Source organism: Enterobacter cloacae complex sp. SYL001, from assembly GCF_049237025.1.
Taxonomy (GTDB): domain Bacteria; phylum Pseudomonadota; class Gammaproteobacteria; order Enterobacterales; family Enterobacteriaceae; genus Enterobacter; species Enterobacter intestinihominis.
Window position 1 is genome coordinate 49,355 of sequence record NZ_JBMKJI010000017.1, and the last position, 21,326, is coordinate 70,680.

Here is a 21,326-nt window from a genome sequence, read left to right on the forward strand (position 1 = left end):
GCAAGCTATGTCAAACAAACCTTTTATCTACCAGAACCCCTTCCCACTCGCGCATGACGACACCGAATATTATCTGCTGACCAAAGAGCACGTTTCCGTTGCCGAGTTCGACGGTCAGGAAGTGCTGAAAGTCGAGCCAGAGGCGTTGACCCTGCTGGCCCAGCAGGCCTTCCACGACGCGGCGTTTATGCTGCGCACCTCTCACCAGAAGCAGGTTGCGGCTATTCTGAGCGACCCGGAAGCCAGCGAGAACGATAAGTACGTCGCCCTGCAATTCCTGCGCAATTCCGAGATTGCGGCGAAAGGCGTGCTGCCGACCTGCCAGGATACCGGCACCGCGATTATTATGGGTAAGAAAGGCCAACGCGTCTGGACCGGCGGCGGTGACGAAGCAGCGCTGAGCCAGGGCGTGTATAACACCTATATTGAAGACAACCTGCGCTACTCGCAGAATGCGGCGCTGGATATGTATAAAGAGGTGAATACTGGCACCAACCTGCCCGCGCAGATCGACCTCTACAGCGTGGATGGTGACGAGTACAAATTCCTCTGCATGGCGAAAGGCGGCGGTTCCGCCAACAAAACTTATCTGTATCAGGAAACCAAAGCGCTGATCACCCCGGCGAAGCTGAAAAATTATCTGGTTGAGAAGATGCGGACCCTCGGCACCGCGGCCTGCCCGCCTTACCATATCGCCTTCGTTATCGGCGGCACCTCAGCGGAAGCCACGCTGAAAACCGTCAAGCTCGCCTCTGCGCGCTACTATGATGGCCTGCCAACCGAAGGCAACGCGCACGGCCAGGCGTTCCGCGACGTCCAGCTCGAGCAGGAACTGCTTCAGGAAGCGCAAAACCTCGGCCTTGGCGCGCAGTTTGGCGGGAAATACTTCGCCCACGATATTCGCGTGATCCGTCTGCCGCGCCACGGTGCCTCCTGCCCGATCGGCATGGGTGTTTCGTGCTCCGCCGACCGCAACATCAAGGCGAAGATTAACCGCGAGGGGATCTGGATTGAGAAGCTGGAGCACAATCCGGGCCAGTATATTCCTGAATCCCTGCGCCAGCAGGGGGAAGGCGACGTAGTAAGCATTGATCTGAACAAGCCGATGCCCGATATTCTGGCGCAGCTTTCCGCGCACCCGGTCTCCACCCGCCTGTCGCTGAATGGCACCATTATTGTGGCGCGCGACATCGCCCATGCGAAGCTGAAAGAGCTGCTCGACAACGGGGAAGAACTGCCGCAGTACGTCAAAGATCACCCGATTTACTATGCAGGCCCGGCCAAAACGCCAGAAGGTTACGCGTCTGGCTCACTCGGCCCGACCACTGCGGGACGTATGGACTCCTATGTGGACTTACTGCAATCCCACGGCGCGAGCATGATCATGCTGGCGAAAGGTAACCGCAGCCAGCAGGTGACGGACGCCTGCCATAAGCACGGCGGCTTCTACCTCGGCAGCATTGGCGGCCCGGCGGCGGTGCTGGCGCAAAACAGCATCAAGAGTCTGGAGTGCGTGGCGTATCCGGAACTGGGAATGGAAGCGATCTGGAAAATTGAAGTGGAGAACTTCCCGGCGTTTATCCTGGTGGATGACAAAGGCAACGATTTCTTCCAGCAGATCCAGAACAAGCAGTGCAAAGGCTGTTCACAGCGCTGAGTCTTTCCACAATGACGGCAGCAGCGACAGCGTTTCATTAATTAACCCGCGCTTGTCGCTGCCCGGTTTCCAGATCGTCACCATCGTTTGACCGATCCCCTGGCTGCCCACTTCGGTGTGCAGCCTTTTTACGTTTTGCCATCGCGCCGCCTGAAGATGCGTCGGCAAAAATCCCCAGCCGCACCCTTTCTCCAGCAGGCCGCGCAGCATCTCCAGTTCGTTAGTGAAAAGCGTGTGCCCTGAAATTTGCAGGCGACGGGCAACCGGCTCGTCTGACGCGGCATGCATAATCACCTGCGGAACCAGAGAGAGATCGAGCAGCGACACCGGCGACGCAACCTCCGCAAAAAGCGCCGTTGCGGCGTAAAAATCCATTTCGATCGCCCCTAGCGCCCGCCACTCCATCTCATTGCCCACGCTGCGGTTGCGCGCCTGGCAGATCCCCAGATCGGCCTGACCGTCCGCCAGCATGGCTTCCGCCTCATCGCGCGATGCGCTGGTCAGGCTCAGGCGGATCTTTTTCGCCGCCAGTGTGGCAATCAGCGCCTGTAAAAAAGCTCTGGGGGTGAACGGATCGTAAACGAGGGCAATGTCCTGCGTGGCGCTGTCCGGCACCGATCGGGCAAACGCCTCAAATGCTTTGACCTGCCGCATCAGCAGGTGCGCCTGCCGCTGAAGCTGCTCCCCCTCCGGCGTCAGGCGCAGGCTGCGCCCCTCCCGCAGGAACAGAGCGTAGCCCAGCCCATCCTCAAGAAAATCGATCAGATCCCGCAAGGTTGTACGATCTTTGCCGAGTTTACTGGCCGCCTTCATCAGGCTGCCGTGCTCAGCGACGGCGGTGAACGCCTCAAGTTGGGCAAAGGAATAGATCAGGGATGCCACGTCATTCTCCACGCGATTTTTCCGGGGGATTTTCCCCCATAACGCGTTTTCTATTATAGGCCGCAGGTTCTTAAACTGAAGTCCTTCCTGAGCCAAACGAGATAAATATGAAAATCAAAACAAACCGCACGCTGCTCGCGGCGCTGGTTGTCAGTAGCCTGCTCTCGCCCGCCGTCATGGCGGCCTGCAACGGTACCGACCTCACGACCTGTCCGGCGCCTTTCGATGCCAGACTCCCGGACGCACATACCATGCTCACCTGGAGCCAGGCCGATCGCGTGGTGGGCTTTCGCAATGACTACCGCAACTACGCGGGCGATGTGTTCCGCCACGGCAACGCAACGCCGCTGCTGCCCGCAGAAAAACCGCTCACCGATGCCCGCTATCAGGTGAAGGGTAAGATTTACAATCTTCAGGATTACCTGAAACGCCAGAACGTCAGCGGCATGCTGGTGCTGAAAAATGGCAAAGTGGCCTATAAATACCTGGGAGAAGGCAATACCAACTCAACGCTCTGGACGTCGCGTTCCGTGGGCAAATCGGTGGTTTCCGCGCTGGTGGGCGTTGCGATAAAAGAGGATAAAATCCACTCCCTGGACGACCTCATCACCCTGTACGAACCGGATTTAAAAGGCACCGCCTGGGAGGGCGTAACGCTAAAACAGCTCATCACCCACACCTCGGGCGTGGCGTGGAACGAAGATTACACTAACCCGCAGTCAGACTTCGCCCGGCTTACCGAATGCGAAGCGAAACCGGGCACCTACGACTGCGTGCGCACCCTGGTGAAAGGATTACACCGTGAACACCCGGCGGGTGAAAACTGGTCCTATTCCTCGGGTGGCGCCTGGCTGTTAGGCGATGTGCTTGAGCGCGCCACCGGCATGACGCTCGCGGCGTATCTGGAGAAAAGCATCTGGCAGCCGTACGGTATGGCGAGCGACGGCGTGTGGCATGCCTACAGCAAAGGCCAGCACGACGTGGGTGCGCATGGATTTAACGCCACGCTGGAAGACTGGGGGCGTTTCGGGGAGTTTATACTGCATAACGGTACACTGCCGGACGGAAAGCAGATCCTCCCCGAGGGCTGGGTGAAGCAGTCCTCAGCCTGGACACAGGCCAAAGGATCGGTGTCCGAGGCGCATCCGAAGGGGTTGTACGGCTACCAGTGGTGGAACAACGAAGTGCCGGCCACCGCCACAAACGTGGAGCCGAAAGTCGAAAATTCGCTGAAGGATTCCCTGTGGGCGCTGGGTATTTTTGGTCAGATGATCGTGGTTAATCAGAAAGAAAATCTGGTTATCGTCCAGTGGTCCACCTGGCCGCAGGCAGAACCGTCATTCAGCGCCCAGCCGCTGGAAGCGTCGCTGATGTTTAGCGCGATTGCGAACGCGCTGCGCTGATAATCCCAAGCCAGGCCCCGCCTGGCTTCTCACCTGCGCGGTGTCACAAAACTGATATATCAGCAACTTAGCGAAATGTGGTAAATAAAAGATCACCGAAATGTTAAGTTATTGTTGAATATGTAAATACTGGTCAACGCTTTGTCATTAATGCACCACACGCATCAGTCCATGCGCGATTTGCGCTTATCAATTTCCACTTCCTGATCCAGTTTTCAGAAACAGACGAGCATATCGTCACTATAAAACTGGAGATAATCATGGTTTCCTCAACCTCACCTGCAACGGTTCGTTCGAAAGCGGGCGCGATTTTCCGCGTCACGTCGGGCAACTTTCTTGAGCAATTCGACTTCTTTCTGTTCGGCTTTTATGCCACCTACATCGCCCACACGTTCTTCCCGGCAAGCAGTGAATTTGCGTCGCTGATGATGACCTTCGCCGTCTTTGGCGCGGGCTTTCTGATGCGTCCGATCGGGGCCATTGTGCTGGGGGCTTACATTGATAAAGTGGGTCGCCGTAAAGGACTGATCGTCACCCTGTCGATTATGGCCGCCGGAACCTTTCTGATTGTGCTGATCCCTTCTTATCAGAGCATTGGCCTGTGGGCGCCGCTGCTGGTGCTGACCGGCCGCCTGTTGCAGGGCTTTTCGGCAGGCGCCGAGCTGGGCGGGGTTTCGGTTTATCTGGCGGAGATCGCCACGCCGGGCCGCAAGGGTTTCTACACCAGCTGGCAGTCGGGTAGCCAGCAGGTCGCCATTATGATCGCGGCGGCGATGGGCTTTGCGCTGAATATGGTGCTGGAAGAGAGTGCCATTCGCGAATGGGGGTGGCGTATTCCGTTCCTGTTTGGCTGTCTGATTGTGCCGTTCATCTTTTTCCTGCGCCGCAAGCTGGAGGAGACCGAGGAATTCAGCGCCCGTCGCCACCATCTGGCGATGCGTCAGGTCTTCACAACGCTGCTCGCCAACTGGCCAGTAGTCATCGCGGGCATGCTGATGGTGGCGATGACCACCACCGCGTTTTACCTGATCACCGTTTACGCACCGACCTTCGGTAAAAAAGTCCTGATGCTCAGCGCCTCGGACAGTCTTTTGGTCACGCTGCTGGTAGCCATTTCTAACTTCATTTGGCTACCGATTGGCGGTGCGCTGTCGGACCGCTTCGGACGCAAACCGGTGCTGATCGCCATGACGCTGCTGGCGCTGGCGACCAGCTATCCGGCACTGACGATGCTGGCGGCAGCCCCGAGTTTCTCCATGATGCTGACCGTGCTGCTGTGGCTCTCTTTCCTCTACGGCCTGTATAACGGCGCGATGATCCCGGCCCTGACGGAGATCATGCCAGCAGAGGTGCGCGTGGCGGGCTTCTCGCTGGCTTATAGCCTGGCAACGGCGGTCTTTGGCGGTTTTACGCCGGTGATTTCTACCGCCTTAATTGAGTACACCGGCGATAAAGCCTCCCCGGGCTACTGGATGAGCTTTGCCGCCGTTTGCGCCCTGCTGGCAACGCTTTATCTCTATCGTCGTCGCACGTTAATTCTGCAAACTGCCGTTAAGGAGTGATCCCTCATGCTTACATTCAGAACGGTGATTGCCGCCCTGACCTTCACCACCCTCAGCGCGGGCGCGCTTGCGCAGGAGGTGACGGTGATGATTTCTGGCGGCTTCAAAGCGGCGCTGGAGAAGCTGACGCCGCAGTACGAAGCGCAAAGCGGCGACAGGCTCATTGTGGTCTCCGGCCCGTCGATGGGCAAAACAACGCAGGCCATTCCGGCCCGGCTCGCCCGGGGCGAAAAAGCGGACGTGTTGATTATGGTGGGCGATGCGCTGGCGAAACTGGAACAGGATCGCAGGACGGCGGCGGGCTCCCGCGTGGAGCTGGCGGATTCGCCCGTCGGGATGGTCGTCAAAGCGGGCGCGCCGGTGCCGGATATCAGTACGGTACCCGCCCTGCGGCAAACGCTGCTGAAGGCGCATTCCATGGCTTATTCCGACAGCGCCAGCGGCCGGTATGTTGAGAGCCAGTTGTTCCGTAAGCTGGGCATCGACGGCCAGGTCCAAAATAAAGCGCACCGGGTTGAGCGCATCCCGGTGGCGTCTGAAGTGGCAAAAGGGAAATACGATCTCGGCTTTCAGCAGGTGAGCGAGCTTCTGCCGGTCCCGGGCGTGACGTTTGTGGGTAAGTTGCCTGACGACATACAGTACATTACCCGTTTCGCCGGAGCCGTAACGCAGAAGGCCGACCATCCTGAGCAGGGAAAAGCGCTGCTGGCCTTTCTCTCCTCGCCACAGGCGGCCAGCGTCATTACGGCAATGGGCTTAACGCCCGTCAGTGCACCTCGCGATACTGCTCGGTGATCAGCGTTTCGAGTTCGGCAGCAATGTAGGACTGGATCCGCCCGCGGCGGCGAATCAGCCCCACGGTTCGCCTGACCTCTGGCTCGGTTAAAGGCACCGACGTCAGCAGCGAATGCTCTGCGCGGGGCATTGACATGGCGGGAACGGCCGCAATGCCGATCCCGGCTTCAACCATCCCGAGCATAGTCGTCACGTGCCGCGTTTCGCAGATGCTGGGGCGCTCAGGCCGAATATGTCCGACCCGCTGGTCGAGAAGATTGCGGTTGCCGGAGGTCTTATCCAGACCGATATAATCCTGCTGATAAAAAGCCTGCCACGTCAGGCTTTTTCTTTTTGCAAGCGGGCTGTCTCGTCGGCAGGCGGCCACGTAGACGTCCTCCACCAGCGGGACAAACTCGATGTCGGGCTGTAAACTCCGGGCAAAGCAGATACCAAAATCCGCCTGTCCGCGGGTGACGGCCTCGATAACATTTCCGGCGCTGCTGTCGATAAGTTTAATGCGCACGCGGGGGTAACGGGACTGAAAGCAGCGGATCACATCCGGCATAAAGTAACAGGCGGCAGACGGCACCGTCGCCACGGTGATTAATCCCGTGCGCTCCTCGCTGGCCTTATCGATATCCGAAAGCATGGACTCCACGTCGACAAGCAGTTGCCCGCACCGGTCGGCAAAGGTCTGTCCATACAGGGTCAGCGTGACGCGCCGGGTGGTTCTGACGAACAGTTTTGTCCCCAGTGCCGTCTCCAGCTTTTCAATTCTGCGACTCAACGCCGACTGGGAAAGGCAGATAGACTCCGCCGCAAGACGGAAATTGCCGTATTCCAGTAAAGCGCGGAAGGCGTAGAGATCGTTGAGGTCAAAATTGACGGGCATACTGACGGGATCCTTAAGCACGGTAGGGTAAGAAGAGATTTATCATAGCCGCGTACGACATACTTCACAAAATGAAGGGGATACCCCTAAAGCGCTATCAACCTTACGGCACATAGTGATAGTTTATGCGGGCTGGATTCCTCTTAAACAGGCTGCCAGTCTGCATGCCGCCGAAGAGGAGTGTCATACTGCTTAACAGAGTATGTTGGCATGCTAACAGCCCCTGACCTTTCCATTTTGTTCACGTGCGAGTAACGAGCAAAGCGATGATTAAGTGGCCCTGGAAAACGAACGAAGCTGGTCGAAATATGGCGCTGCCCTGGGATGAGGCTCTGGCGATCCCCGTGCTGGCTAATCTCTTGCCTGAAGAGCAATCAAAGCTGATTCAGCTGGCCGAGCGTTTCTTACAGCAAAAACGGCTGGTGCCGCTACAGGGCTTCGAACTGGATCCGCTTAAAAATTCGCGCATCGCCCTGCTCTTCTGCTTACCGGTACTGGAGCTGGGTATCGAATGGCTGGATGGCTTCCACGAAGTGCTGATCTACCCGGCGCCGTTTATCGTCGATGATGAGTGGGAGGATGACATCGGGCTGGTGCACAACCAGCGTATGGTGCAGTCCGGGCAGAGCTGGCAGCAAGGGCCGATCATCCTCAACTGGCTGGATATTCAGGACTCGTTCGATGCCTCGGGCTTCAACCTGATCATTCACGAAGTAGCGCATAAGCTGGATACCCGCAACGGCGATCGCGCCAGCGGCGTGCCGCTGATCCCGCTGCGTGAAGTCGCGGGATGGGAACACGACCTGCACGCGGCGATGGAAAACATTCAGGATGAGATAGACCTGGTGGGTGAAAGCGCGGCCAGCATTGATGCCTATGCCGCGACCGATCCCGCCGAGTGCTTTGCGGTGCTGTCCGAGTATTTCTTTAGCGCACCTGAGCTTTTCGCCCCACGCTTCCCGGCGCTGTGGCAGCGTTTCTGCCAGTTTTACCAGCAGGATCCGCTCCAGCGTCTGCGGCAAAGTGAGGACGCAGCCAGCACCTCCTCTCATCCGTTCCACTAATGTTCAGCAGGGGTACGATCGGTCGATCGTACCCACACGCTCACCGCGAGAAACAGCAGCGCCATTCCCCATGCGGCAGTAATCAAAAACTGCTCACCGTAAAAGCGCGTCACCACGGGTACCAGCAGCGCACTGGCCCCGTACCCCAGCGTATGGCTGGTGGCGATCACCCCTGCGCCTTTGCCCGTCGTCAGCCGATCGTTGAGCAAAAGCTGGTATCCCGGCGTGGCCATGGCGGCACCCAGCGAGGTGATGACAATGCCCACGTAGAACAGGGCTAAACTGGCGAGACACATCAGCCCAAGCCCCGCCACCATCAAGACCGCGGCAATCAAGAGTAAAACCCTTGGGCTAAAATGCTGCGGGCGTACCACCAGAAACTGCGCCGCCAGGGTCGCCAGCGCGGCCAGGCTCAGCAGCAGGGCGACATGATGGCTGATTTGCACGGCATCGCCATTAAATAACGGATGAAGATGCGGCGATAAACCAAGCTGCATCAGGCTGACCAACGCCGCCAGCAGCAGCGCCAGCAGCAGGAAAGGCATCATAGAGGCCTGTAACCGCGTCGACTGGTGCGCCACCGGCGGCAGCGGGGGATCGGCGGCTTCGCGCAGCACCAGAAGCAGCGCGATAAACGGCGCCAGCGCCATCAGCCAGAGCGGTGCGACCGGGCTGACGCTGAGCATCAGCGCGGCCAGAGGCGGTCCCAGCAGACGCCCGCAGCTAAGGCCAGAGCTTATCGTTGCCAGCGCTGCCATTCTTTTATCCAGCCCCGCGCGTTGAATGGCCCACGTCTGGGCCGCAGGCACCAGCCCCGATACCGTCAGGCCGTACAGCATGCGCGACAGAACCAGGCCCGCCATTCCCCAGAGGGCATTCAGCGCGCCGTTGGCCATCGCCCAGACCACCAGCGCCATCACGACGAAGCTCGCCAGATAGCCGCCTAACGAGGCCAGCATCACGACCTTACAGCCGTGCCGCTCGCTCTGGCGTCCCCACCAGGGCGATGCGGGTAAAAAGAGCATCGAGCCGAACATCAGCAGCCCGGCCCAGACGGAGAGCGACAGTCCGGTCAGGGAGACCAGCTGCGGCAGCATGACCAGCAAACCGTTTTGTCCGATACCCAATAAACCGGCGCCCAGTGCAAGGGGCCAGTTTGCCTTCGGGGCCATATTGTCTGTGATGTTCTCAGTACAGGTGCGCATAGAATTGTGAAGATAATGTCAATAAATGTGTGGAAATTATGAAGTTTATGAAAACAAATATTGCAAAAATAGTTGCGGCTGTAAACAGAATGAATATCATAACGAGAATTATTATCAGTCATGGAATGAGGTACATCTATGCGTGCTCTGCCCCGCTCCGCCGGTACAGATGTTGCGGCCCAGTGTTTTTTGAACGCGCTGCTGCGCGAAACGAAGGACTGGCACTATCTTCCCGCAACCCGTGCGGATGAGTTATCGCAGATACATATCCCGCTCTCCCCAACCCAGGCCATCCGGGTTCCGGTACGCTATTTCTCCCCCACGCAGCATCACCAGTATTGTTTCCCGGCCACGCTGATTCAGGCTGACAGCGACGGCGGTGACACGGTCACATTCCATCAACTGATTGATTTCATTCTTGAAAAAGAGACAGTAAAAGGCGCTCTGGACGCCGATACGCTGGCCCGCTTTAAGCAGCGCGTCCTGGAGAGCCATACGCACACCTGGCAGGCCATTGATTTACGCCACAACTGGGCAAACCTGCGCGATAAGCCGCTGACCTTTGCCGAAGCGGAACAGGCGCTGCTGGTCGGCCATGCTTTTCATCCTGCCCCAAAATCGCACGAGCCGTTTAACCAGGCCGAGGCGCGCCGCTATCTGCCGGATTTCGCCTCGCGCTTCCCGCTGCGCTGGTTTGCGGTTGAGCATGAACTGATTGCCGGGGACAGTCTGAACGTCTCCCTGCGTGAACGTCTGCTGCGCTTCGCGGCCCAGAGTGCGCCGGATCTTCTCGGCCACTTCACCGACACCCGCTGGCTGCTGCCGATGCATCCGTGGCAGGCTGCCTATTTGCTGGAGCAGCCGTGGTGCCAGCGTCTGGTTGAAAAAGGCGCCCTGCGGGATCTTGGCGAGGCGGGCGCACAGTGGCTGCCTACCAGCTCTTCCCGCTCGCTGTACAGCGAAACCAATAGCGACATGATTAAGTTTTCCCTCAGCGTGCGGCTGACCAACTCCGTGCGCACGCTGTCGGTCAAAGAAGTTAAGCGCGGCATGCGCCTGGCGCGGCTGGCGAAAACGGCACGCTGGCAGGAACTCCAGGCGCGCTACCCGACCATGCGCGTGATGCAGGAAGACGGCTGGGCCGGGCTGCGCGATGAAAGCGGCGTCATTCAGGAAGAGAGCCTGATGGCCCTGCGCGTCAACCTGCTGTTTGATACGCCAGATACCCAAACCAACGTGCTGGTGAGCCTGACCCAGGCGGCACCGGACGGCGGCGACAGCCTGCTGGCGGCAGCGGTGCGCCGTCTGAGCCAGCGTCTGGATCTCCCGCTCGCCCAGGCCGCCCGCTGCTGGCTGGACGCCTACTGCGACCGTGTATTGCTTCCGCTGTTCAGCGCCGAGGCGGACTACGGTCTGGTCCTGCTGGCCCACCAGCAAAATATCCTCGTTGAGATGCAGCAGGATTTCCCCGTTGGGCTGATCTACCGCGATTGTCAGGGCAGCGCCTGGACCGAAGGGGCCGACGCGTGGCTGAAAGAGGCAGGCGAAACCGAGGTGGAAAACCGCTTCGGTGAGAGCCAGCTGCTGCGCTACTTCCCTTATTACCTGCTGCTGAACTCTACCCTTGCCGTCACCGCCGCGCTCGCCGCTGCCGGCTTCGACAGCGAAGAGAACCTGATGCCCCGCGTGCGTGACGCGCTGGCCAAACTGCGCATGACGGCGAAGCAGACCCGCTGCCTTGATTATGTGCTCGACAGCCCGACCTGGAACTGCAAAGGCAACTTCTTCTGCTACCTGCACGATCGCAACGAAAACACCATCGTCGATCCGGCGGTGATCTATTTCGACTTTAGCAACCCGTTTTATAAGGAGAAGGCGTGATGGCAAACGCGAACATCGTCCATTCCGGCTACGGCTTTCGCTGTACGGCCATGGAACAAAACCTGCCGCTGACGCTGGGTCTTGACGGCAGCGCGGTCCTTGCGCGTCTGGCCGGGCTCCCGGACGGCTGGCTGGTGGACGCCCTCGACCAGCTGTTTGTAGCCTCCCCCGCCCTGACCGGCATTACCCTGCCGTGGGCCGCCTGGCAGGATGAACCTCAGGCGCAGGCGCTGTTTAGCCTCGCAAACGGGGATTATCTGGCGCGCGAAATATTCTGGCAGCTGCCGCTGTGGCTGAAAGGCGAACGTCCGCAGGCGAGCGGCGGAATGCAGTTTGATGAAAGCCGTCAGCTGTACTTCCCGCTGCGCCCTCATCGTCCGCAGGGCGAAGTGTATCGCCGTTACGATCCGCAGATTAAGCGCACCCTGAGCTTCCGCGTAGCGGACGTGGCGCTGGACGGCGAGCGTTTTACCCGCTGGATGAACACCCCACGCGTGAACGCCTTCTGGGAGATGGCGGGCCCGCAGGCCGAGCAGGAAAACTACCTGCGCCGTCAGCTCGACTCGACCTATTGTTACCCGGTGATCGGCTGCTTTGACGATCAGCCATTCGGCTATTTTGAACTCTACTGGGCGGCGGAAGACCGCATTGGCCGCCACTATCGCTGGCAGCCGTTTGACCGCGGGCTACATATGCTGGTGGGCGAAGAGAACTGGCGCGGGGCGCAGTATATCCGCAGCTGGCTGCGCGGCCTCAGCCACTATCTGTATCTCGATGAACCGCGTACGGCGCGCATTGTGGCGGAACCGCGCTTCGACAACCAGCGTCTCTTCCGCCATCTGGCGTCTGCCGGTTTTGACACGGTGAAAGAGTTCGACTTCCCGCACAAACGCTCCCGTCTCATCATGAGCGAGCGTCACCGCTTCTTCCATGAGGTGGAACTGTGAACGCGCTCTGGCAGAAAGTGAACCGCGAGATGGTGGCGAAGATCCTCGCTGAACTGGAATATGAACGCACCCTGCGCGCCGAGCCGGTTTCGGCGGACTACTGGCGCATCAGTATGGGCAACGCGACCTGGCAGTTTAGCGCCACGCGTGGGATCTGGGGCTGGCTGCATATTGCCCCTGATACCCTCACCACCGCCAGCGGCGCGGCGGTCGAAGCGGAAAACGCGCTGCTGCAACTGGCCACCGTACTGGAGATGAGCGACGCGCAAACGGCGGAGCACATGGAAGATCTCTACGCCACGCTGCGGGGCGACATGCAGCTGTTGCAGGCGCGTGACACGCTGGATGCCGATGCGCTGATCCACCTCGACCCGGACGAACTACAGTGCCTGATGCGCGGTCACCCGAAGTTTATTTTCAACAAGGGACGCCGCGGCTGGGGGCTGGATGCCCTGCGCCTGTACGCGCCGGAATATCGTGGGCGTTTCCGCCTCCACTGGGTCGCCGTGCAGCGGGAGCACCTTGTCTGGAGCAGTGACGTTGGTTGCGATATCAACACCCTGCTCGCCAGCGCCATGGACGATGCCGAGCGCAACCGATTCGACGCCCGCTGGCAGGAACTGGATCTGGACGACAGCTGGCTGCCGGTGCCGCTGCATCCGTGGCAGTGGCAGCAAAAAATTGCCATTCATTTCCTGGCACAGCTCGCGCGCGGTAAGATGGTGGAGCTGGGAGAGTTCGGCGATGAGTATCTGGCGCAGCAGTCCCTGCGCACGCTGACCAACGCCAGCCGTCGCGCGCCCTATGACATCAAGCTGCCGCTGACCATCTACAACACTTCCTGCTACCGCGGTATTCCGGGCAAGTATATTGCCGCCGGTCCGCTGGCCTCGCGCTGGCTACAGCAGCAGTTCGCCAGCGATGCCACGCTGATTCACTCCGGGGCGCAGGTGCTTGGCGAACCCGCAGCCGGATATCTGTCGCATCCGGGTTATGCCGCATTGCCTGAGGCGCCGTACCGCTATCAGGAGATGCTGGGGGTGATCTGGCGCGAGAACCCATCCTGCTATTTACAGGATGGCGAACAGGCGGTGCTGATGGCCGCGCTGATGGAAACCGATAACGACGGGCGCCCGCTGATTGACGCATGGATCAAACGCTCGGGGTTAACCGCAGACGCATGGCTGGAAAAGCTGTTTGAGGCGACGGTGATCCCCTTCTATCACCTGCTCTGCCGCTACGGGGTGGCGCTCATCGCCCACGGCCAGAACGTCACGCTGGTGATGAAAGATTACGTTCCACAGCGCATTCTGCTGAAGGATTTCCAGGGCGACATGCGCCTGGTGGACGAGGATTTCCCGCAGGCGCAGAGCCTGCCGGAGCAGGTAAAAGCCGTCACCGCACGCCTCAGTGCGGATTACATCATCCACGACCTGCAAACCGGCAACTTTGTCACGGTGCTGCGCTTTATTTCCCGTCTCACCCTGCAATGCGGCGTGAGCGAAACCCGCTTCAATCTGATCCTGGCGCAGGTGTTACGTCGCTATATGGCCGCCCATCCGGATCTTGCGGCGCGCTTCGCGAAGTTCGACCTGTTTAAGCCGCAGATTATTCGCGTGATCCTCAACCCGGTCAAACTGACCTTCTCTGAACACGACGGCGGCAGGCGCATGCTGCCGAACTACGTCTGCGATCTTGATAACCCTCTTTTTCTGGTCTCCCAGGAGTCAGCGCAATGAAAACCTATGATTTCATCGGCATTGGTATCGGTCCGTTCAACCTCAGTATTGCCGCGCTGGCAGAGGGGCTGGACGGTTTTAGCTCGCTGTTTCTTGAACGCAAGCCGCACTTCTCCTGGCACCCGGGAATGATGGTACCGGACTGCCATATGCAGACCAGCTTCCTGAAGGATCTGGTCAGCGCCGTGGAGCCAACCAACCGCCACAGCTTCCTGAACTACCTGGTACAGCGCAAAAAGTTCTACCGTTTCCTCACTACCGAGCAGCGCACCGTCTCGCGCGAGGAGTTTGCCGACTACCTGTGCTGGGCGGCGGATAACCTGACTAATCTGGCCTTCAGCCAGCAGGTGCAGCAGGTCAGCTTTGATGAGCAATACGGTCTGTTTGAGGTCGTGACCCAGCGGGATCGCTTCCTGGCGCGCCACGTCTGCGTGGGGATTGGGAAGCAGATCAATCTGCCTGACTGCGTTACCGCGCAGGACGACACCTGCTTCCATGCCAGCGAAATGATGCTGCGCACGCCGGATTTAGCAGGCAAGCGCGTCACCGTCGTCGGCGGCGGCCAGAGCGGTGCGGATCTGTTTTTGAATATCTTCCGTGGGGAATGGGGCCAGCCGCTGAGCCTCAACTGGATCTCGCGTCGCAACAACTACAACGCGCTGGATGAAGCCGCGTTTGCTAACGAATATTTCACGCCGGAGTATGTGGACAGCTTCTCCACCCTCGGTGACGACGCCCGTCGCCAGATGTTGCAGGAGCAGAAGATGACCTCCGACGGGATCACCACGGAGTCGCTGCTGGCCATCTATCGTGCTATGTATCACCGCTTCGAAGTGCTGCGCGAAAAACCCTGGGCGCACCTGATGCCGTCCCGCTCGGTGACGGCGCTGACGCGCCAGGAGAACGGGCAGCGCCTGAGCATCCAGCATCACCTGGACGGCGGTCGCGAACAGCTGGAGAGCGACGTGGTGATTTTCGCCACCGGCTACCGCGCCGTGCAGCCTGCTTTCCTCGCTCCGCTCTCTTCCCGACTGCGTCTGGATGAGGATGAAGCCTTCTGCATCAACAACGATTTTACCCTTGAATGGGACGGCCCGCAGAGCAACCGCCTGTTTGCCGTCAATGCAGGGATGCACCGTCTCGGTATTGCCGAACCCCAGCTCAGCCTGATGGCCTGGCGCGCGGCGCGAATTCTGAATCGCGCTCACGATGACGAGCCGTTTGAACTGGCAACCACCCCCGGCGTGATCCACTGGCGGAGCACCACCAGCCCGGAGAGCAGCCAGGTTTTTAAATCATTAATGAAGACCACCGAGTACTGACACACACATTCAGGATCAACATAACAATGAAACGTTCTCATCTTTGGGTTTTAAATCCGTGCTTGCTTGCCATGCTTTCTACCTCTGCGTGGGCGGAAGAACAAAAGGAAGAAGATATTGTGGTTTCTGCCAGCCGGGCACATCGCAGCGTGGCAGAGATGGCGCAAACCACCTGGGTTATAGAGCGGGCGGAAATTGAGCAGCAGGTTCAGGGCGGGAAAGAGATTAAAGAGGTGCTGGCCCAGCTGATCCCCGGCATGGACGTCAGCAGCCAGGGACGCACCAACTACGGCATGAACCTGCGCGGTCGCTCCATGATGGTAATGGTGGACGGCGTACGTCTGAACTCGTCCCGCAGCGACAGCCGCCAGCTCGACTCTATCGATCCGTTCAACATTGACCGTATCGAAGTCATTTCCGGCGCCACCTCGCTGTACGGCGGCGGCAGCACCGGCGGTCTGGTGAACATCGTCACCAAAAAAGGCCAGCCGGAGACCGAAGTGGAGTTCCAGACCGGGGCAAAAAGCGGGTTTAACAGCCATAACGACCATGATGAGAACGTCTCAGCAGCCGTGAGCGGCGGCAACGACAACGCCTCTGGACGTCTGTCGGTCTCCTATCAGCGCTACGGCGGCTGGTATGACGGCAACGGCGACGAGGTGATTATCGATAACACCCAGACCGGCTTGCAGTATTCCGACCGTATCGACGTGATGGGAACGGGCACCATTAACATCGACGATCATCAGCAGCTCCAGTTAACCACCCAGTACTACAAGAGCGAATCTGACGGCAAGCACGGGCTGTTCCTCGGAGAGAATTTCGCTGCGGTCACGGGCGATGCCAAAGCCTATAACAAAGACAACTTGGACTCTGACCGTATCCCGGGCACAGAGCGTCACCTGATCAACCTGCAGTACTCGAACACCGACTTCTGGGGGCAGGATCTGGTTGCGCAGATTTACTACCGTGATGAGAGCCTGACCTACTACCCGTTCCCGACGCTGAGCAAAGGCGCGGTGACCAGCATTGGCGCGTCCCAGCAGAAAACCGATTTTTACGGCGGCAAGCTGACGCTAAACAGCAAGCCGATGGACGACCTGACCCTCACCTGGGGTGTGGATGCCGATCACGAAACGTTCGACGCCAACCAGCAGTTCTTCGACTTAAGCAAAGCGGCGGCGAGCGGCGGCATGGAGCTGGACAACGCCTACAACGTGGGCCGTTACCCGGGATACAGCATTACCAACCTCGCGCCGTTCCTGCAAGCCAGCTATGACATTGACGCTATCACCCTGAGCGGTGGCGTGCGCTACCAGTACACCGAAAACAAGGTGGACGATTTTGTCGGTTACGCCCAGCAGCAGGCAATCGCCACGGGCAAAGCCACCTCCGCTGACGCGGTGCCGGGCGGGAAAACCGACTACAACAACTTCCTGTTTAACGCCGGGATCCTTGGACGTCTGACCGAACAGCAACAGCTGTGGTTTAACTTCTCCCAGGGCTTCGAAATTCCAGACCTGGCGAAGTACTACGGCTCCGGCACCTATCAGCTGGTCGATGGTCACTATCGCTTGCAAAACAGCGTGAACGTGAACGACTCAACGCTGGACGGTATTAAGGTCAATGCTTACGAGCTGGGCTGGCGCTTCACCGGCGATAACCTGCGTACCCAGGTGGCGGCCTACTACTCGCTCTCGGATAAAACCATCACCATCAACAAGAGCGACATGACCATCAACCTGGAAGACGACAAACGTCGTATCTATGGGATTGAAGGCCAGGTGGATTATTTCTTCACCGACAGCGACTGGAGCACCGGGGCGAACTTTAACGCCATCAAGTCCGAAACGCGTGAAAACGGGAAATGGCAGAAGCTGACGGTCGACAGCGCCAGCCCGTCGAAAGCCAGCGCATGGGTGAACTGGGCGCCGGGCGACTGGGCCCTGCGCGTGCAGAGCACACAAACCTTCGACGTATCTGACGCCGACGGTAAGAAGATCGATGGCTATAACACCGTTGATTTCCTGGGCAGCTACGCCCTGCCGGTGGGCAAAGTCAGCTTCAGCGTGGAGAACCTGCTGGACAAAGACTACACCACCGCCTGGGGCCAGCGCGCACCGGGGCTGTATAGTCCAACCTACGGTGCACCGGGTCTTTATACTTATAAAGGCCGTGGACGTACGTTTGGTCTGAACTACTCCGTTCTGTTCTGATCCTGCGCGCCGCCTGTCTGCGGGCGGCGCGATTTGCTGTGCAATTTGAAAGCAAATTTGCTATTAAATCATCGGTTTGCTGAAATTGTCGGCAAACGAACAAAAACGGTGTTTTCCCCTTTGACAAGGCGCACGCAGGTCGATAATATGCGCCTCGTTCACACGATTCCTCTGTAGTTCAGTCGGTAGAACGGCGGACTGTTAATCCGTATGTCACTGGTTCGAGTCCAGTCAGAGGAGCCAAATTTGAAAAGCCTGCTTTTATAGCAGGCTTTTTGCTTTTGTGGGTTCGGTAAATTTGCCGGGTGGCGGCTGCGCCTTACCCGGCCTACTGATTAGCGACTAAATCTGATAATCAATCGCCACCTCTTCCGGCTCCATCACCTGGCGTTTGATCTCATCCACCGACAGCCCCGCGTTGCATAGCTCAATAAAACGCCACACGTAGTTGCGCTGAAGCTGCCCGCGCTTTAGCCCCAGCCAGACGGTATTCGCGTCGAACAGGTGACGCGTATCCAGACGCACCAGATTTCCGGCCTCATATTCTCCGCCAGACTGCTCGGCCACCAGGCCAATCCCCAGCCCTAACTCGACGTAGGTTTTGATCACGTCGGAATCCTGCGCGCTCAGCACCACGTCCGGTGTGAGACCTTTACGCTTGAACGCTTCATCAATGCGCGAGCGTCCGGTAATGCCCTGCCGGTAGGTAATCAGCGGCCATTTGACGATCTCTTCCAGCGTCAACGGCGAAACCTGATTCAGGGGGTGATCGGCGGGTAACAGCAGGCTGTGATGCCAGCGGAACCACGGGAACGCCACCAGCAGCGGGTCGTTGCTCAGCCGTTCACTGGCGATACCAATATCTGCCCCACCGTTATGCAGCAGCACTTCGATTTCCTGCGGCGTGCCCTGGATCAGTTCCAGACGTACGTCCGGGAAGATCTCACGAAATGCTTTGATAACGGTCGGAAGACTGTAGCGCGCCTGCGTATGGGTGGTGGCGATTGTCAGCACACCTGACGCGTCGTTGGTAAAGAGATCTGCTAGCCGACGAACGTTGCTGGCCTCGTTGAGAATGCGCTCAGCGATGGTCAGCAATGCCTTGCCTGGCTCCGTCATGCCCAGCAGGCGCTTGCCGCGACGGATAAAAATCTCAATGCCTAACTCCTCCTCAAGCTCGCGGATATGTCGGCTGACGCCTGACTGGGAGGTGTAAAGCATGTTGGCGACCTCGGTCAGGTTGTAATCCCGCCTGGCCGCCTCACGAATAATTTTAAGTTGCTGGAAATTCACGATTCACTCCGGCGCATCTGACATAAGGTTATTGTTAGAGTCAGCCGGGCTGAAGAACAAATAATAAAAACCAGCATCTTATGCTTATTTGGAATATCAGCTGACCAGTTGCAGCTCGCGATTTTCCAGCGACGGCTTACTGACCAGAGACATCAGTATTTCTTTCACCGCCTGCGCCTGCGGTGACAGGGAGCCGCGCGCGGACATATTCAACGACAGCGGTAAGCTCATGGATGGCGTGGTGATGCGGGCCATCCAGCCATTCGCCGCGCTGCACAGTGAACGTGCGGCAGACTCGGGCAGTACCGTTACCCCCATGCCGCTGGCAATGGCGGCAGTCAGCGTGGAGATGGAATCAATCTCCCCGATAATCTTCGCCGTCAGACGGCGCAGCGAGAACGCTTCGTCAACGCGAACACGCACGGCGCTGTAGTCGCGCGGCAGGAACAGGTTCATCTCTGCCACGGCGGTTAAATCAATGCTCTGGCCGGGGCAATCACGGGTCCCGACCAGATAAAGATCTTCCTTAAGCAGCGGCTGGCTGGTGATCCCGGCAACCGGTGAGCGATCGTACAGCACCGCCATATCCAGCTGACCGTTGAGCAGTTTGTCATTGAGCACGGAACCACTGTTCTCATGCAGATAAACCAGCACTTCCGGTAGCTCCGCGCGCACCGCCTGAAGCAGCGGCATGGTTACCGACGATGCGGCCGTTCCCGGCGCCAGGCCGATGGAGACATTCCCGCTCAGGGTCTGACCTACGTTGTGCACGGCCAGTTGCGCCTGTTCGCACTGACGCAGGATCGTACGGGCATGGGTATATAAAATTTTTCCCGCTTCGGTAGGCGTTACGCCGCGCTTGGTGCGGATCAACAGTTGCTGGTCCATTTCGCCTTCCAGAGTCGCGACCTGCTGGCTCAGCGCAGGCTGCGCGATATGCAGCACTTCAGCCGCCTGGGTCAGGCTGCCGATATCGACGATTTTTACGAAGTATTTCAGTCGTCTTAAGTTCATGTTGCCCCCTGTTCGAAAATAGCGTGCCGGTAACGGCTGTGTTGTTAAACAGGTTTTGCAATATGGATGCCAGGTTTTGGCAGCGAATCAATATCTTTGCTAAGCGGCTGAAAATAAGGAAAGCCAATCGCTGGTGCCTGTTTTCAGACAGTGACAACGGATTCCGATCTGCCCCATTCGGGGTATATCTGCACAATAATGGTGCATTCCGTTGGCAAAAACGTCAGTTTGCTGATTTTGTCAGCAAACAGTCTAAAGTCGGCGATCCATCCTTTGACAAGGCGTACGCAGGTCGATAATATGCGCCCCGTTCACACGATTCCTCTGTAGTTCAGTCGGTAGAACGGCGGACTGTTAATCCGTATGTCACTGGTTCGAGTCCAGTCAGAGGAGCCAAATTTGAAAAGCCTGCTTTTAAAGCAGGCTTTTTGCTTTTCTGCGTTTGGTAAGTTTGTCGGGTGGCGCTCTGCTTACCCGACCTACGGTCCTGTAGGCCCGGTAAGCGCAACGCCACCGGGCATTGCAAGCCTCACCGGCATCCCCGACCGCCGTTCCAGCTCAGCGCCCGCCCCTTCACTTATCAGCTGCGTCCTTTGCGCGGCCGAAATGGGCAGCGGCACTTTTCGGGTTGATTCAAATTCCGCGCGATTGCGTGAAAGCGGCTCGTGAACCTCTACCCAGCGGCTACCATCCGGCTCGGTGGTCACTTTTACGGGCTGATCGATAAGCTGTACCCGCGTCCCCACCGAAACGTTATCGAACAGGTATTTGATATCGTTATTAAGCAGGCGAATGCAGCCCTGGCTGACGCGCAGGCCAATGCCGAAATTTGAGTTGGTACCGTGGATCGCGTACAGCCTGCCGATATAAAGGGCATACAGCCCCATCGGGTTATCCGGCCCGGCGGGCACGAACGCGGGCAACGTTTTCCCCTCTTTCGCGTAAGCGCGTCGCGTGTTTGGTGTGGGTGACCAGGTTGGGCCTTCCTGCTTGCGCTCAACGGCGGTTACCCAGTTACGCGGCGTTTCGCGCCCGGCCTGACCAATGCCAATAGGCAGCACCTCAACCGTGTTGCTGCCGGGTGGATAATAGTAAAGACGCATTTCCGCGACGTTCACCACAATCCCTTCACGCACGGTTGACGGCAGAATAAGCTGCTGCGGCACCACCAGCGGTGTACCGGCACGTGGTAAAAACGGATCTACCCCCGGGTTAGCTTCCAGCATATTGCTTAACCCTTGCCCGTGCTGCGCTGCAAACGCTTCGAGCGGCAGGGTATTGCCTTCAGGTACGGTGACAGTTATCGGCGCTCCCACCAGGCGGCTCCCCTCGGGTGGGAGTGGGTAGGTTACAGCAGATGCAGCGGGAACCAGTATACAAAGCGTAAAAACAAACGCGGCAAATCGAATCATAGTGTTCTGTACTCGGTCAAAGAGAAAGCCTGCCGGTGGGCAGGCTTAGCCTACTCATTC

At 58.5% G+C, this 21,326-nt stretch carries 16 protein-coding genes and 2 tRNA genes; 12 read left to right on the forward strand and 6 right to left on the reverse strand.

Translation table 11 applies throughout. The features are described from left to right. Positions 1 to 7 precede the first annotated feature (7 nt). Positions 8 to 1,657 carry a class I fumarate hydratase FumA gene (gene fumA, locus ACOTZP_RS15590; RefSeq protein ID WP_271074845.1) on the forward strand — a complete coding sequence of 550 codons (1,650 nt, stop codon included), beginning with the start codon at positions 8 to 10 and terminating at the stop codon, positions 1,655 to 1,657. Here fumA and ACOTZP_RS15595 read toward each other — a convergent pair. After that, entirely contained in the window at positions 1,646 to 2,551 is a 906-nt protein-coding gene (locus tag ACOTZP_RS15595; RefSeq protein ID WP_171936408.1) for a LysR family transcriptional regulator, read from the reverse strand. The genes fumA and ACOTZP_RS15595 overlap by 12 nt on opposite strands. A gap of 95 nt (positions 2,552 to 2,646) precedes the next feature. Between ACOTZP_RS15595 and ACOTZP_RS15600 the strand changes: the two genes are divergently transcribed. The 3 genes from ACOTZP_RS15600 (at position 2,647) to ACOTZP_RS15610 (ending at position 6,299) form a co-directional block, all read left to right on the forward strand. Then, positions 2,647 to 3,942 carry a serine hydrolase domain-containing protein gene (locus ACOTZP_RS15600; protein WP_271074844.1) on the forward strand — a complete coding sequence of 432 codons (1,296 nt, stop codon included), beginning with the start codon at positions 2,647 to 2,649 and terminating at the stop codon, positions 3,940 to 3,942. Positions 3,943 to 4,202: 260 nt separating this feature from the next. Further along, the gene (locus ACOTZP_RS15605) at positions 4,203 to 5,504 is read left to right on the forward strand and encodes an MFS transporter (protein WP_023300503.1); all 1,302 of its coding nucleotides are present in this window, start codon (positions 4,203 to 4,205) and stop codon (positions 5,502 to 5,504) included. Between the two features lie 6 nt (positions 5,505 to 5,510). Then, positions 5,511 to 6,299, forward strand: coding sequence for a substrate-binding domain-containing protein (locus tag ACOTZP_RS15610; protein WP_271074843.1), 789 nt, complete (start codon positions 5,511 to 5,513; stop codon positions 6,297 to 6,299). On the opposite strand, the gene ACOTZP_RS15615 is transcribed toward ACOTZP_RS15610, so the two are convergent. Beyond that, positions 6,271 to 7,173, reverse strand: a complete 903-nt coding sequence (locus ACOTZP_RS15615) for a LysR family transcriptional regulator (RefSeq protein WP_271074842.1) — start codon at positions 7,171 to 7,173, stop codon at positions 6,271 to 6,273. The two genes, ACOTZP_RS15610 and ACOTZP_RS15615, sit on opposite strands and share 29 nt — an antisense overlap. A 266-nt stretch (positions 7,174 to 7,439) precedes the next feature. On the opposite strand from ACOTZP_RS15615, the gene mtfA reads away from it, so the two are divergent. Then, positions 7,440 to 8,237 (forward strand): DgsA anti-repressor MtfA, encoded by a 798-nt coding sequence (gene mtfA / locus ACOTZP_RS15620; protein ID WP_022648578.1) that lies wholly within the window; start codon positions 7,440 to 7,442, stop codon positions 8,235 to 8,237. Here the strand turns inward: mtfA and ACOTZP_RS15625 are convergent. Further along, positions 8,234 to 9,442, reverse strand: coding sequence for an MFS transporter (locus tag ACOTZP_RS15625; RefSeq protein WP_038416336.1), 1,209 nt, complete (start codon positions 9,440 to 9,442; stop codon positions 8,234 to 8,236). The genes mtfA and ACOTZP_RS15625 overlap by 4 nt on opposite strands. A 138-nt stretch (positions 9,443 to 9,580) precedes the next feature. Here ACOTZP_RS15625 and ACOTZP_RS15630 point away from each other — a divergent pair, with 138 nt between their 5' ends. From ACOTZP_RS15630 to ACOTZP_RS15655, 6 genes are all read left to right on the forward strand, one after another. After that, positions 9,581 to 11,323 (forward strand): IucA/IucC family protein, encoded by a 1,743-nt coding sequence (locus tag ACOTZP_RS15630; RefSeq protein ID WP_271074841.1) that lies wholly within the window; start codon positions 9,581 to 9,583, stop codon positions 11,321 to 11,323. Beyond that, on the forward strand, positions 11,323 to 12,270 hold the full coding sequence (locus ACOTZP_RS15635; RefSeq protein WP_171932829.1) for a GNAT family N-acetyltransferase: 948 nt from the start codon (positions 11,323 to 11,325) through the stop codon (positions 12,268 to 12,270). Before ACOTZP_RS15630 ends, ACOTZP_RS15635 begins: the two co-directional genes overlap by 1 nt. Then, a complete protein-coding gene (gene iucC / locus ACOTZP_RS15640; RefSeq protein ID WP_271074840.1) occupies positions 12,267 to 14,009 on the forward strand; it encodes an aerobactin synthase IucC in 1,743 nt (580 codons plus the stop codon). Before ACOTZP_RS15635 ends, iucC begins: the two co-directional genes overlap by 4 nt. After that, complete coding sequence (locus ACOTZP_RS15645; RefSeq protein ID WP_271074839.1) at positions 14,006 to 15,331, forward strand: lysine N(6)-hydroxylase/L-ornithine N(5)-oxygenase family protein; 1,326 nt, start codon at positions 14,006 to 14,008, stop codon at positions 15,329 to 15,331. The genes iucC and ACOTZP_RS15645 overlap by 4 nt, the downstream gene beginning before the upstream one ends. A gap of 26 nt (positions 15,332 to 15,357) precedes the next feature. Beyond that, positions 15,358 to 17,547, forward strand: coding sequence for a TonB-dependent siderophore receptor (locus ACOTZP_RS15650; RefSeq protein WP_023300511.1), 2,190 nt, complete (start codon positions 15,358 to 15,360; stop codon positions 17,545 to 17,547). 167 nt (positions 17,548 to 17,714) lie between these two features. Next, positions 17,715 to 17,790, forward strand: a tRNA-Asn gene (locus tag ACOTZP_RS15655). Between the two features lie 99 nt (positions 17,791 to 17,889). Here the strand turns inward: ACOTZP_RS15655 and cbl are convergent. After that, entirely contained in the window at positions 17,890 to 18,840 is a 951-nt protein-coding gene (cbl, locus tag ACOTZP_RS15660; protein ID WP_003859532.1) for an HTH-type transcriptional regulator Cbl, read from the reverse strand. Between the two features lie 96 nt (positions 18,841 to 18,936). Then, positions 18,937 to 19,854 (reverse strand): nitrogen assimilation transcriptional regulator NAC, encoded by a 918-nt coding sequence (gene nac, locus ACOTZP_RS15665; RefSeq protein ID WP_022648585.1) that lies wholly within the window; start codon positions 19,852 to 19,854, stop codon positions 18,937 to 18,939. A gap of 320 nt (positions 19,855 to 20,174) precedes the next feature. On the opposite strand from nac, the gene ACOTZP_RS15670 reads away from it, so the two are divergent. After that, positions 20,175 to 20,250, forward strand: a tRNA-Asn gene (locus tag ACOTZP_RS15670). An 83-nt stretch (positions 20,251 to 20,333) separates the two neighbouring features. Here ACOTZP_RS15670 and ldtA read toward each other — a convergent pair. Further along, positions 20,334 to 21,266 (reverse strand): L,D-transpeptidase, encoded by a 933-nt coding sequence (gene ldtA, locus ACOTZP_RS15675; protein WP_421633752.1) that lies wholly within the window; start codon positions 21,264 to 21,266, stop codon positions 20,334 to 20,336. Positions 21,267 to 21,326 lie beyond the last annotated feature (60 nt).